At 59.7% G+C, this 12,732-nt stretch carries 17 protein-coding genes and 1 pseudogene; 2 read left to right on the top strand and 16 right to left on the bottom strand.

Annotated features, from left to right (window positions below; translation table 11 throughout):
• Nucleotides 1-482: 482 nt before the first annotated feature.
• On the top strand, nt 483-704 hold the full coding sequence (locus tag NKK50_RS03940) for a Flp family type IVb pilin (RefSeq protein WP_023833754.1): 222 nt from the start codon (nt 483-485) through the stop codon (nt 702-704).
• Nucleotides 705-1,113: 409 nt separating this feature from the next.
• On the opposite strand, the gene NKK50_RS03935 is transcribed toward NKK50_RS03940, so the two are convergent.
• Nucleotides 1,114-1,527, bottom strand: coding sequence for a hypothetical protein (locus NKK50_RS03935; protein ID WP_023833756.1), 414 nt, complete (start codon nt 1,525-1,527; stop codon nt 1,114-1,116).
• Nucleotides 1,528-2,011: 484 nt separating this feature from the next.
• Between NKK50_RS03935 and NKK50_RS03930 the strand changes: the two are divergent.
• Nucleotides 2,012-2,530 (top strand): annotated as a pseudogene (locus tag NKK50_RS03930) (phosphatase PAP2 family protein); the annotation flags it as partial.
• Nucleotides 2,531-2,614: 84 nt separating this feature from the next.
• Here the strand turns inward: NKK50_RS03930 and NKK50_RS03925 are convergent.
• The 15 genes from NKK50_RS03925 to NKK50_RS03855 all read right to left on the bottom strand — a co-directional run bounded on the left by NKK50_RS03925 (nt 2,615) and on the right by NKK50_RS03855 (nt 12,730).
• Nucleotides 2,615-4,537 (bottom strand): hypothetical protein, encoded by a 1,923-nt coding sequence (locus NKK50_RS03925; RefSeq protein WP_023833758.1) that lies wholly within the window; start codon nt 4,535-4,537, stop codon nt 2,615-2,617.
• Between the two features lie 77 nt (nt 4,538-4,614).
• Nucleotides 4,615-4,917 (bottom strand): hypothetical protein, encoded by a 303-nt coding sequence (locus NKK50_RS03920; protein ID WP_023833759.1) that lies wholly within the window; start codon nt 4,915-4,917, stop codon nt 4,615-4,617.
• The gene (locus tag NKK50_RS03915; protein ID WP_023833760.1) at nt 4,914-5,132 is read right to left on the bottom strand and encodes a hypothetical protein; all 219 of its coding nucleotides are present in this window, start codon (nt 5,130-5,132) and stop codon (nt 4,914-4,916) included. The genes NKK50_RS03920 and NKK50_RS03915 overlap by 4 nt, the downstream gene beginning before the upstream one ends.
• The gene (locus NKK50_RS03910) at nt 5,096-7,159 is read right to left on the bottom strand and encodes a phage tail family protein (protein WP_023833761.1); all 2,064 of its coding nucleotides are present in this window, start codon (nt 7,157-7,159) and stop codon (nt 5,096-5,098) included. The genes NKK50_RS03915 and NKK50_RS03910 overlap by 37 nt, the downstream gene beginning before the upstream one ends.
• A gap of 55 nt (nt 7,160-7,214) precedes the next feature.
• Nucleotides 7,215-7,598, bottom strand: a complete 384-nt coding sequence (locus NKK50_RS03905) for a hypothetical protein (RefSeq protein WP_023833762.1) — start codon at nt 7,596-7,598, stop codon at nt 7,215-7,217.
• Nucleotides 7,595-7,822, bottom strand: coding sequence for a hypothetical protein (locus NKK50_RS03900; protein ID WP_023833763.1), 228 nt, complete (start codon nt 7,820-7,822; stop codon nt 7,595-7,597). The genes NKK50_RS03905 and NKK50_RS03900 overlap by 4 nt, the downstream gene beginning before the upstream one ends.
• Nucleotides 7,819-8,424, bottom strand: coding sequence for a hypothetical protein (locus NKK50_RS03895; RefSeq protein ID WP_023833764.1), 606 nt, complete (start codon nt 8,422-8,424; stop codon nt 7,819-7,821). Before NKK50_RS03895 ends, NKK50_RS03900 begins: the two co-directional genes overlap by 4 nt.
• A 360-nt stretch (nt 8,425-8,784) precedes the next feature.
• Entirely contained in the window at nt 8,785-9,672 is an 888-nt protein-coding gene (locus NKK50_RS03890; protein WP_023833766.1) for a hypothetical protein, read from the bottom strand.
• A 99-nt stretch (nt 9,673-9,771) separates the two neighbouring features.
• Complete coding sequence (locus NKK50_RS03885; protein WP_023833767.1) at nt 9,772-10,101, bottom strand: hypothetical protein; 330 nt, start codon at nt 10,099-10,101, stop codon at nt 9,772-9,774.
• Nucleotides 10,098-10,568, bottom strand: coding sequence for a hypothetical protein (locus NKK50_RS03880; protein WP_352499619.1), 471 nt, complete (start codon nt 10,566-10,568; stop codon nt 10,098-10,100). The genes NKK50_RS03885 and NKK50_RS03880 overlap by 4 nt, the downstream gene beginning before the upstream one ends.
• A complete protein-coding gene (locus tag NKK50_RS03875; RefSeq protein ID WP_352499618.1) occupies nt 10,565-11,065 on the bottom strand; it encodes a hypothetical protein in 501 nt (166 codons plus the stop codon). Before NKK50_RS03875 ends, NKK50_RS03880 begins: the two co-directional genes overlap by 4 nt.
• A 183-nt stretch (nt 11,066-11,248) precedes the next feature.
• Complete coding sequence (locus NKK50_RS03870; protein WP_023833771.1) at nt 11,249-11,476, bottom strand: hypothetical protein; 228 nt, start codon at nt 11,474-11,476, stop codon at nt 11,249-11,251.
• Nucleotides 11,476-11,772, bottom strand: a complete 297-nt coding sequence (locus tag NKK50_RS03865) for a GIY-YIG nuclease family protein (RefSeq protein WP_023833772.1) — start codon at nt 11,770-11,772, stop codon at nt 11,476-11,478. The genes NKK50_RS03870 and NKK50_RS03865 overlap by 1 nt, the downstream gene beginning before the upstream one ends.
• Nucleotides 11,772-11,975 (bottom strand): helix-turn-helix transcriptional regulator, encoded by a 204-nt coding sequence (locus NKK50_RS03860; protein WP_023833773.1) that lies wholly within the window; start codon nt 11,973-11,975, stop codon nt 11,772-11,774. Before NKK50_RS03860 ends, NKK50_RS03865 begins: the two co-directional genes overlap by 1 nt.
• 80 nt (nt 11,976-12,055) lie before the next feature.
• Entirely contained in the window at nt 12,056-12,730 is a 675-nt protein-coding gene (locus tag NKK50_RS03855) for a hypothetical protein (protein ID WP_023833774.1), read from the bottom strand.
• Nucleotides 12,731-12,732: the final 2 nt, after the last annotated feature.

Genomic DNA, 12,732 nt, shown 5'->3' with positions numbered 1-12,732 from the left:
TTCGGCGCTTCGATCTAGACTCGACCGATGGAAACGATCTTCGATGATATCGCCAGCGCCCTCAGAGAGCCCCGCCAGGACGTGTGGCGCCCTGTCCGCGCCTTCGCCCTCGATTTTGCCGGCAAGCTGTTACTAGGCCTCGCAATCGGCCTAGGTGTTTGCCTTGGAATGGCGATCGCGGGTTAGATCGCGTCCGGTGAACTATGGCATTAGCACCCGCTAAATAACGGGATATATCTAGGGTTAGAGCTTGGTCGTTGGCCGCAGCACGACTGCGCGACATGGTTAAGCCGCAAATTGCTCATGCTTCGCAGAGACTTAGCTGTAAAGACAACCAAGGCCAAAGCATCCAAGGGTTAACGGTTCGTTAAACGATAGTTGACTCCTCCCGGTTTTGAGGAAGAGGATCAGCATCGGGACCGGGGGATGAGCACCTACAGGGGCACCTTTGTCCGGGTAAATAGTAAACAGGGGTTCAAACAATGACGAAACTTATCAGCATGGCCAAGGCATTCCGCGACGAGGAGTCGGGCGCAGCGATGGTCGAATATTCAATCCTGGTCGGCATCATTGCAGCGGCATCGCTGCTCGCGATCCTCGCCATCGGCGGGTGGGTCGGCGATCAGTTCACCGGTCTTTGCGCCAATCTTGACGGCAAAGGCGTTGACGCTGCCGGCACCGGCACTGGCGGTTGCTCGCCGTAAAGAACAAACGCGCCGCCGTCGATTGAACCCGAACGGCGCGTTGCCTGCGCGGACTTGCTTGGGTTGAGCTTCCCCGATCAATTTTGCATAGGCGATGGAGAAGGGTCGGCGTTCGTCGCGCCGGCCCTTTTTCTTAGAGCCAGCTTGCCGCGCAAATCCGCTTTCCGTTGCTGCTGGTAGCGGAAAAACCAGGGTCATTTGTCTTCGCGTATTCGGTCGTAAGGCAGCTAAACAAGGCAAGGTCTGTCGTCGATTCCAGCGAGACTTGAGCATCCTTAACCAGGGTATCCACCCCGTTGTAGCTGGCCGTCATGGTCTCTGTGCTCAGTTCGATGCCGACCGCGACCAGAAAGCCGGCAAGTGGTGCTCATCGTGATGACGATATCGGCCGTGGTGCCCGCCGCAAGCCTCAGGTTAGGTGGGGGCGTCTATGACCGTCCTGCCCCTCGTCCAGAACCGATATGTGGCCGTGGTGATAATGGCCGTTTGCGCCGGTATACTTGCGCCAGACCCACGGCTTCGGGCCGGTGCGGCCGGACATGATCTGGCCGTTGCAGATCATGTAGCTGATGCGCTTGTCCTTGGATGCGGCGATCGCGTCGCAGACCCTGCGCATGTCGCAGCCGCCGCTGGGATCGTTGGTGATGTCCCTCGCATCGACCGTGCCATCCGGTTCCGGGTTGTGGTCGGAATGACGGGCCATGTGCTTGGCGTCGCCAATCCAGCCGTCGGCAGCCTTCGACCGGTTGGGCGCCAGCTTGTTGACCTGAGCCAGCAGAACGTTGAGAGACGCGACAGCGCGAGATACGGGCTTTTTCGCCATAGGGTGTTGCCTTTCCGTGATCGCGGAAGTTGTGACGTTAACCGTTTGTCAACCAACGCCTTGCTGAAGAGATCGGAAGATGTTTGGATGACGCAGGGTGTTGTGGGGTTTCAAGATGTCAGACGCAGCGGCCGTAGCCAGCCGTCCTCGTATCGGCGTCGAAGGCAAAGTGGCGCTTGCTGGATTGGCCTATGCAGCCGTTGCGGCTGTGTTTTCCTGGCAGGCGTTCACATCGCTATTGGAAAAATACGCCATCACACAGTTTGCAGCCTTGCCGCCGATGCTGCTCAGTGGACTTGGCGCAGCGGCAGTCATATCGCGTCCGTCAGCACCATTGTCCTATCTGCGGGACATTATTCGAAATAGAGGCATCGGTGCAGCGTTGGTGATCGGCGTGTTCTGTTTTGCGATCGCAGCGTTCTCAACGTTCAAATATCAGATCCCGGCATGGATACCGTTCTTCGCCGACAAGCCGTTGGCCGATCTGGATGATATCCTGCACTTCGGCCAGCCCTGGCGGCATCTTCATGCCGTCTCTCCCGATTGGATGGCTCCAGCTCTCGGGGTTTGCTATGGCCCTGTCTGGTTCGCGCAGTGGTTCGGCTTCGTCCTTTTTGCAGCCTTTCTGCGCAATGACAGACTGAGAATCCGTTACCTGCTGTCGTTTGCCGCAACGTTGCTTGTGCTCGGCACCATCCTGCGCGCCGTGGGTGCGTCGGCTGGTCCGATCTTTTACGACCGGATGTTCGGCGGAGATCGGTTTGCCGATCTTTCGGCGGCGCTTGCGTCGACATCGTCAGGATCAGCAGCGCTTGGCGCCTCAAACTACCTCTATGCCTCCTACATTGATGACACGGCAGTCTTCGGCGTTGGGATTTCGGCAATGCCGAGCATCCATGTCGCGATGGCGTTTCTTAACGCCCTGTTTCTGTCCGAACTCAATCTCCGGCTGGCTATTGTCGGATGGTTGTACGCTGCGTTGATCCTGTTTGGCTCAGTCTATTTTGGCTGGCATTATGCGCTGGATGGCTACGTCTCAATTATCGGAGTGCTGTTGATATGGCGTTTGGCGGCGCAATCTTTTTTCTTAGAGCCAGCTTGCCGCGCACACCCGCTTCACATTGCTGGTGGCAGCAGAGAAGCCAGCATCGTTGGTCTTGACGTATTCGGTCGTCAGGCAGGAGAACAGACCAACGCCAGTTGTGGCCTCCAGCGAAAGCTGAGAATCCTTCACCAGCGTGTCAGCGCCGTTGTAGACCGCGCTCATTGTTTCAGTCGCCGGCTGGACGCCAACGACGATCAGGAAGCCGCCATTGCGGACTTCGACATCGGCGCCGGTGATCGAGGTCGTGGTGGTATTGTCGGTTCCGGTATCGACTGCCGTCAGCGTGCCGCGAGGCCGCGTGTCGTAGACGCCTCCACCGAGGCGCACACAAGTGCCGCTCATGTTGATGACGATATTACCCGTCGTGCCGGCCGCCACGGCATAGCGATAGATCGCGCAGCCGCCGGTGCCGCTGCCGGAGAAGGCAACCGCTGTTGCGGCATTGCCGTCGACGGTGACGCTCGTGACCGTGCGCCCTGATCCTGACGCCCAACCGAAGCAGATCAGGATTTGCCGATTGACATTGGCCACACCAATGCCTTGCGCATTGAACGTATAGATCGAGCCGTCGGTGCCATCGGAAAATGTCGAAGCGAGATTGGGCGCGTAGGCCGAGCCGGTAAGCGGGAAATACGAAACGCCACTCAGCCAGAACGCCTGATTCAGCGCCGTTGTGAAAGTAAAATCGTTGGTATCGACGTTTTCCGTGGTCCGAACCGAGCACGAGGAATAGCGGTTGCCCTCGCTGTTTCTCTCGTCGTCGACAACCAGCGGGTCGGCTCCATTATAAGCCTCAGTCGTTCCAGCAGTCCCGGTAGTTCCTGCGAACACCAAGGCCACACCGCCGGGCCTGACCGCCAAATCCGCCAGCGTGAGAGTGTTGACGGAGCCCGTCCCGACAACGTTGGAAGCGGTGTCCAGGAGCCCCAAGCTGGCGATCGTCGTCCTGTAGAGCGACAGCAGGCATTCGTTTGATGTGCCGCTCGCCGTTACCACAACCGTCGCCGTCGCACCGGTCGGTACATCAGCAACGAATATCGCGCCAGAACGATTGCTAGTGTTGGCCTCGATGATCTTGACAGCTGCGACCCCACCGATGGTGACCGACGACACCGTGATGCCGGTGTTGTTGACGCCGACGCAGGCAAAGACCTTGCGATTGGCATCTGCCGTGCCGACATCGAGGTTGGAAAATGTGTAGATGTTGGTGTTGGTGTTGTCGGTTTGCGTCGACAGATATTGCACGGGCAGCGCATCGACGAACTGGTCGATGACGATCGAGAACGGCCCCGCATCGGCGTTGTTGAACCAGAGCGCGATGCCGAATGTGGTCACGCCGGAAACGTTGGTGAAGGGGTCCGGCGTCGAGCCGGAATATTCGACGTTCCAGGCCGCCCCGTTGCTGCTGGTTTCGAAAAGATAGGTCGTGCCATCAACCGATGTCGTCAGGCGGATGTAGTTCGGCCCTGCCTGCGTTCCGGCGGCCGCCGCACCACCGTCTGATGTCGTGTGGCCGCTATCCTTGTTCCAGCCATTGGGCGGCGTGCCATAGACCTTGTATTTGTGCAGGCCAGTGGTGCCGTCTCCACGCAGGCCGACGATGTGGAAATCGTTGGAATTCTTCAGCCCGAAGCCGACCATCGCCAGCTTGCCCTGCTGGGACAGCCGGGAGAAGTCCGGCGTGTAGCGGAAGGTGTATTGCCGCCCAGCCTGGATCGTCGCCAGCGGGAACACGAACTTGCCGAATGATCCCGGCTTGACCTGGCCCTTGATCGTGGTGTCGCCGGTCGATGTGGTGGTGACGACCGGCGGATCGACAAAGCCGCCGTCTCCATCCCCGGCGCCGCCGCCGATGACAATGGCGCGACCGCGTGGAACGCCGCCACTGATCATGTGAACAAACATCGGGTTCTCCTAAAAAGGCCACCAGGCCAACACGAGGATGGCGGTGCTTGCGGCGGTGAAGGCGAGGTGATCGGCGGTCATGCGTTGCCGTCCAGTTCCTTAGCTGCAAGCTGACGCTGCCCCATCTCTTCAATGCAGCCGGCAAGCTCGGCAAAGAACTGCTCCACCATCTGATCGGACAGCGCGAACTTGTGCGTTGAGCCGTCCGGCCGCTGGAGTTGGAAAGCGAGGTGCTTCCCGTCCATCGACGTGCCGAGCCAGTACGAATCGAATTCGACCGCTTCGAAGCTGCCGAACTGCGCCTTGAACTTGAGCCGGTTCTGTTCGGCCCGGCCTTCATGTTCCGGCGGCGGTCGCCACCATGCGAGCTTGTCGGTCATTTGCCACGCCCCGGCTTTCTTCCGGTGGTTTGGAGTGCGCTCTTGACCGCAAACCGATGCAGCTTGTTGACCACGTGGCTTTCGCCGATCAGATCGAACACGTCTTGTGCGCCGAGACCGAAGTCGAGCCGGACATTTGTCATGCCGGACGCGCTGCCTTTTGATGCGGCAGCAATACCTACCGAGCCGCCGCCGGCAAAGCGCGGGACCGACATGGTCTGTTGAAGTTGTCGACCGCGCCGCCGATGCTGAAGCCGCGCATTGCCCGGAGCGGGTCAGCACCCTGGTTCAACGCGTGAAGGAAATTCACGCCCAGGCGCCGCACCGCCTTCGCCTGCAGAACGAATTCGCCGACTGAAAGCCGAGCCATGATCGAATCGGATGTCGACGTGCCTGGTCCGTTGGCGAGATAGCCTCCGCGTGCGAAGCCTTGGCCGCCGCCACCACCGCCAGACGATCCCGCGCTGTTGCCGAGCCCGACGAGTTCCTTGAGCCGGGCAATAGCGGCCGAGATCCTGGAAATCATCCCGTCGATAAAACTGCCGATGCGCCCGAAGGCTGCTCTCGCGGTTTCGGCGATTGAGTTCCAGATTCCGGCAATGCGTTCCTTCAGGCCAGAGAAGGAACCGAAAATTCGGTTCACGATAGCATCGGAAATCTGCCCCAGGCGGTCGCGCAATGCGTCCCATGTCTGCACCACGGCATCGACCACTGCATTGAAGGCGTCCAGAGCGGCTTGCTGGCCTTCCTGGAAGGCGCCGACGATCTGCCCCCACAAGTCAGTTGCGCCCTGTACGATGGCGCCCCAGGCCACCGCAGCACCATCCTCAATGAACTGCCATGCGGCAGCGGCACCCGCTTGGATATCGGTCCAGAACACGCCGATCAGGACGCCGGCCGTAACTGCCGCCGCCGCAATGGCCAATGGGATTCCGCCGACCAGCGTGGCCAGGAGGCCTATACCGGCCACAACGACGCCAACGGCTGATCCGAGCAGAGTGAACGCCCCCGCGGCAGAAAGGATGGCAGCGCCGAGGGCCAATTCCCCCGCGGTGATGTCGGTTCCGAAAACCCGGTTGATCTGGTCGGCAACGAATTTCGCGCCTTCCCGCAGCGCATTGAAGGCCGGCAGCACCAGCCCGTTGAAGACGCCCGCGACATCGTTGCCGAATTGCTTGATCGCGATCGACCACTGCAAAATCCAAGGATTTTTTATGGCTGCGGTGTTGCCGCTCAACAGGTGCAGCAGATCGCCGAGAACGCTTGCCGTTATCCTCGCGGCGGCAGCACCGAGTTGCAGGATTGCGTCCTTGTTCTGGACGATGATGTCTGTGAGCGCCTGCGCGCCGGCCAGCACGATCGGCGCGAACAGCAGCCCGAGTTGAACCTTGATGGCCTTGATGGCGGTTGACACAGAATCAAGCGAATCGCCCAGCGCGTCGCCGAGCTTGAACTGCTCTGGAGTGAACAGGATTCCGAGCTTCGCGGCCTCGTCGCCGAGTTCGCGCAGACCTTGTTTGCCCTGGTCGAGGAACGGCAGAAGGTTGGCGCCTGCCTTGCCGAACGCCTCAATTGCCAGCGCCGACTTTATGGCGCCGTCCGGCATTCGGGCGAAGGCTTCGGCTATGTCTTGGACGATCGCCTCGTTCGAGCGCAGTTTGCCATTTGCGTCTTTGATCTTGACGCCGAGTTTGGTGAAGATGTCGCCAGCGGCCTTGACCGGCTTGGCAGCGTCCTTGGTCTTCTGGCCGAAGCGCGTGACGTGCACGCCGGTATCTTCGAACGCCTTGCCAGCCGCTTCGGTGCCCTGTGCCGCCTCGCCGATCGCCTTGTTCAACTTGGACATGCCGGCGACGAATTCCTCTTGGGAAACGTTCGCCATCTTGGCCGCGAACTCCAGTCGCCCGTATTCATCGATCTGAAGTCCGGTCTTCTGCGCTGCCTTGCCGGCCGCGTCCGCAGCGTCCGCGCCGGATTTGGCCAGACCTAGAACGGCAGCGCCGGCACCGGCAGCAGCAGCCGCAATGCCAGCACCGAACAGTGCGAAGCGTTGGCCGACTGCGGCGAGGTCAGAGCCGAAGGTCTTCACACTGGCGCCGAATTTGGCGAGGTCAGCCTTGATTGCGGCGGCGCGGATCTTGGCGAATGCCTTCTCGCCTTCAGCGCCGAGATCTTTCAGCTGCTTCTCTAGGTCCTTGCCGCCGTCGAGTGCTATTCTTTGTCGGATTGTTTTGCCGGCCATGCTGGCTTCCTTCTAGGGACAGGCGCGTCGTCACGAGGGGCCGAATTGATGTGAGCTATTTGTTTCGGCGGGCGTAGATGCCGGCAGCCAGGTCGTTGAAGCCCTCGTTCGTTTTTGCGATGGCCTTGTCCCACGCCTTCGAAATGGTCGTGACTGGTTTGCCCGGTTCGGCAGCATCGAAGGGCGCCCGCTTCATGGCTTCGGACGTTTCGAACTTGGCCCGATCTTCGGCCCGAGCCTGAGCCAGGGCAGCGGCGTATTGCTCTGGATGACGGTCTGCCAGGTCGAGATAGTGCTTCTCTTCCTGGGAAAAGAGGGCGGTGACGAAGCGCGCCTTGTAGAAAAAGCTCACCATGTCGCCGGCGGTGCGGAAGCCCGTGGCGGCACCCGTGGCGAGCGCGCTTTTCCAGTGGTCGGGAAAGTGGCTTGGAATGGTCAATGTAGTTCTCCTATGGCGGAAGCCGCGCGGGCTTCGAAAATTGCAATTGTGGTTGGCATCGCGCCTTCGAGCGCATGGCGAATCAACATCTCGGCGAGCTCGAAATCGCCCGAGCGCTGTGCTTTCCGGATTGACGGCCAGACGTGGGAAATCGCGTCTTGCAACGGCGCCGCCAGGACCGAAGGAAGATCGGGCCCATTGAGCATTTGCTTCAGGTGTTTCATGCCTTCGCCTTTTTGGTCTGGCGCCGGGTGGGCGGTTCGCCCTCGTCCGCGCTTTCGTTGTCGGTTTTGGATTCAGCGCCGATCAGTCTGACGAGCGTGTCGTAGCCATCAATGACGATGCCTTGCCTCCGTGCCTTGGAGGCGGCGCCAAGCATCATCACGTCGCCTTCATGGCGCAGCGAGATGAGCCATGCTTGAACCTCGCCCGCGATGAGATGGTCGTCTTTCACTCCCCGGCGGCGAAGGTCTTCAAACAGCCATGTGGCAATCGGTCGAATGTGCAGGAACCACCAAGTCGAGATGGTGCCGATAAAAATGTCCTGAAAATCAAGATCGGCCTCGGTGCCTTCGCGGACCAGATTGTCGAGTTCGATGCGGCGCCGTTGTGCACGCATGAGCGCGATCTTCTCCCTGCGGAGTTCGTCGGACTCGTCGGTTTCCTGTGCTGCAATGTAGGCTTGCACGGAACCGGCAAGCGGGTAGCGGCCACGGCCAGCGCGTTCGAAGACGCCTTCCTCGGCAAGCTGCCGGATGCGCCGATCGGTGAGGTTTAAAACATCCCCGAGTTCCGCAGCAGTGACTGTCGAGGTCAAGAAATCCAAGGGCTTGCCCTCGAACCGGAAACGGAAATGAAACTTTCGAAGCTATGGCTGGAGGCGTTCCACGCTGTCGCATTCCCCTCATACGTCAGCCGCCCACTGGGACCCGTTGACTTGCTGGGCATCGGTGCGGGCCGAGCAGTCGGCATACCGCCCGACCCGCGACGCAAGACCATGCTCTCCGAGGACATGGCCGCGCCTTTCGTTGAACTGCCGAGCCGGACAGTAACCGCTGTGAAACTGCCCGGCTCTTTGCCATACCCAGACTGACAGGAAGGGGCAGGCAATAGGTTGAGGCCGGGCAGCCGAAGCCGTCCGGTCTCTTTGTCGTCAAGGTGAAGGGTCGTGTCCATGCTCACAAATTCACAAGGGGAGGTATTCGGTCTTGGGCTCCCGCTGTTGCGGGTTGCCTGGCTTCATGCTGGCGATCTCGGCCAAGCGAGAGAGGATGAAACGTGACTCCATCGCGTATCCCTTGGGGGACCAGAACGGGGGATCTCCGTCCATCAGCCCAGGCAATGCAATCTCAGAGAGGGGCTGCGGCCTTGAGGCGTTGACGCGAGGCAGAGTGGTTCTACGGATGAACCGGCGCTTCACGGCGGCATAGCCATGCATCGGGACTTGGACGATGCCGTTGTCGTCTGCGCGGTAGCCTGCGAGCTTTTGCTGCACGTCATCGCTTAGGATTGAGTTGCTGCCGCTACCGTTGGCATGGCACCAGAGCTCTACCTCGTTCTCCTCAAGGATCTGCTCCGGAAGCTCAGGCAGGCAGCGCGCCATAGGCTCTGGAGGAGTGAGTGGAGCGGCGTCGGCCGGCAGGTGTTCATTCGCGGCGTGGACCGCCATGTCAGCTTCAGCGACAAGGCGAAGGAGATCGGCAAAGCGGCGCCCGAGTTCGGGGTATTCCTTCCTCAGCATCTTGGCTGCGGCGTCGGCCTTGGCCTTGGCGATCCTGTAAGCGTCTGCACGTTCCGTCTCGGTCGCGGTCGCAGCGGCGTCTTCCAGGCGTTTGGTCAGTTCGACCTTCGCAGCATAGGCGCGCTCGACGTCGCGGTTCGCTGAGGCGATCTTGGCCTCTATCGCCTCGACATCCTTGTCGGTTCCGTCGAGCAGGACGCGCCGTCGGTCAGCTTCTAACTGTTCAGCGGTCTTTTCGAGACTTTCTATGTCGATGCCGTCAAGCGCTTGTCGAAGCTGGTCGACAGAATTTGGCTGACCGCGAAGCTGCTTGATGATGGTCTGCATGTTCATTGGTTCGAACCTTCATGGCTGACTGATGCAGGGAAGATCGCAAACCAAAACCGACAGACGAAGCCATTGAAAACCGACAAAACCGCCAAAGCCGACATCCTACCAAATGTTGAGCCTTGCCCGCACTTTCGTGATTGAGACGAGCCAGCGACCACCGTACTTCCAGCCGAAAGTGCGATCGCGATCACACCAGCGCCAAATCGAATCTTTGGACCGTTGAAAACGGGTTGCGGCCACTCCGATGTCGACCCACTCGATGCCTATCAAGTCGACCCGCCTCTCTGGTTCGACGATGATCCGAGCGGCGGGTTGAGGAGGCGCCGGCAAAAGAACATCCTCTCCTTGCAGGCCTCGGACATCCGCCAAGGTGCGATCAACGTCCTGGGCGATCGCCGTGAGCCGAACAATGATGCTGGCGAGGTCGCTCATGCCGTCTCCACGAAGCTTGCGAGGCTGGGGACGGTGGGAACAAACGTCGCCGGCCGCCGTTTGTTGGCATGACGATGCTGTTCCAACCTTTGGATTCGGACGGTCGCAAGCGCAGCCAACTTTACCATGCTGCGCGGTTGTCGATGCTCCAGTGTCGCGTGCTGATGCGCTTCGATAGGGTCGAAGAGGCCGCCGACAAGGTCCAGGCAGCGGCCGAGTTGTTCGCTGAGGCGGCTCGACCCGTAGGAAGCACTCAAACGTTGGGCATGTAAGCCGCTTTCTATGGAAAGTTCTTGGCCTGAAGCTTTCTTCTGAACCTTCCTTCCTTCCAAAGCGGACGGGTTTAAATTCTGTTTTTTGTTCTTTTTCAGTTCGGTGTCAGGTCTATGTTCTGGTCTCTGTATCCGTTCGGTCTCTGTCTCTGTGTGTCGAGAGGCTGTGCACAGGGCTGTAGACAGGGCTGTCATAGCCTACCCCCTCCACCCCGCATTAAGCGGGTATTGGCCAGCCTATCGCCGCCGATCACGTTCGTAGGTTGGTCGGGCTGGTCGGGATCGAAGGTCCGCTTCGCCCATTCGGTCGCCATGAAATCGGCCTCGACGATCTCTCTGATTTCATCGCTGTCGATATGCTCGATGATCTTCATGGTCCCTTTGGCGTGATCCTTGTTCGTCGGGATGTTGCCTTTGTGCTGGAACCATTTTTTCACATAGGTTTCTTCCGTCGCCGGATCATGCGCGACCAGATCGGCCGCCACGACATTGGCGAGAGCTCGCCGGTATTGCGCGGGCTCCCAAATCAGATCGGCCAGAACATAGCCCTCACGAATCCGGCAGCAGCCGGCGCTGTTCTGATGAGGTCCGCAGATGAAAAACAGCATCAGTTGCCGGCCATCGCTGTCGAGCGACAGGAACGACCGGGATCCCCAGACTGCGGGTGCGACGGGCGCGAAGTCGCGGCTCATGCGGCCCTCCCGTACATAAGCCGGGCAGTGACCAGCGCTACCGGGACGGACATGGGAAAGCGGCGAAGGAGGCGAGCCGCTTGCAGGTGGGTGAGACTTTCGGTATTCTCGCCGATATCGATTGCTGCCAGGCTTTTCGACATTTCCAGCGAGCCGACCTTTGCCGAGGTCGGCTTTGCCGTATCAGGAAGCAACATAGGCGGCCTCCTCGTCGGAGGTATTCGGCCAATCCAAACGCAAGTTGGCGAGGCGCATCACGCTTACTGCGTCGAGCGCACTGAGGCCGAACCGGCGGCGGATCGCCGGGACGAACGGTCGCTCACATGTCGTTTGATGCTCAGCGAACCAGGCCACTGCCTCTTCGAGATAGCCAGCATCAACATGGTCGGTTGTTGGGAAAGAGCGACCCATTATGCAGCCTCCCTGACTTCAGGATTGCAGTTGATCGCTATGAAGCGGCGAAGTTCAGGGGTATCGAGGAACCACTCGCAGCTAGGATGACGTGAAGTCTTGTAGAGCCTGAAGCGCGCATGAATGCAGGCCTCGACCTCGATGTCGCCGGGGATGGTGCCCAGCAACTCGATTGGGCGACGACCACCAGGAGCCGGCCGGATGTATTTCAACTGGTTCAGCCGCCCCGGTAGGTTGGCGCTATAGCCAATCTTGATTGTCGGGCCGGACTTCGCGAAATAGACGACGCTCTCCATTACGCCGCCTCCGACTTTGCGGAACCGGCTTCGCAGGCCTTGCGCCAGTCAGACGCGGCATCCTTCGAAATCAGGACGCGCCCGCCCACCTTCATAGTGCGCGGTGCGTGACCGTCATGGATGAGGTTGTAGAAAGTCGCGCGGCTGATCCTGTGCGCTGCACAAAATTCAGGAATGCTGTAGGCTTCGAACGTGTAGTCCATTTGGGTTCTCCTGTGTTGCTACAGGCCCAAGATGGACGCGGCTTTTCGGTGTCGCTAATTGTCGATGGTTGGAGTTAGTTTTAGTGTAACTCCGACAATTCTTTCCGGGCGCGCCGGCAAGTGTCGCGCGATGCGTTGAACTCCGCCACCATCTGCTCCTCCTTCATCCCGTTGAGAACGCTTCGGTCAAGACGCAGCATCTCGGTCTTGACGCGCATTAGCTGTTTGGGTTCGGGTCCTCGCTTTCGAGAAGCCTGTAGCTTTGGCGGCTGGCCGGCGGCAGTCGACACCGAATTGGCGACGCGAACTCTGGCGCGAATTGGATGGTCGGCAGGCACATCTTTCTGGAACGCACACCGGACAGCTCGAAATTCGCCCGCCTCGCCTTTTGCGGTCGCGTGTTCCAGATCAAGGGTTAGGAATGGCCAATAGCGACGAGGAATGACTTCCTCACCCGCTTCGATGCTCCGGTATCCAACGGCAAACCAGTTGCCCCCAACGGCTTGGGCCATCATAAGCCGGTGAACCCCAACTTGGGCTTCATCAATTTTAGACCGCCACGCGGCCAACCGTGCCTCATAAACCGGCCTATCTTCGGGGGATTGGTCTGAAGTGCTCCAGGCGAGATCCTCTAACTTCAGCATTTCTTTGCAGCGGGCAATCAGATCGACAACAGATTCGCCGCCGATAATTTTTTCCGCCTCCTCAAGGATTGCCAGAAATATCTCGCTCGGTGATTTCCAGAAGGAAGCCATTT

Origin of the sequence: Mesorhizobium sp. M0001 (assembly GCF_040324255.1) — a bacterium.
Taxonomy (GTDB): Bacteria; Pseudomonadota; Alphaproteobacteria; order Rhizobiales; family Rhizobiaceae; genus Mesorhizobium.
Note: the sequence above shows the minus strand (reverse complement) of the source record. Positions and strands in the feature narration are given on the sequence as shown.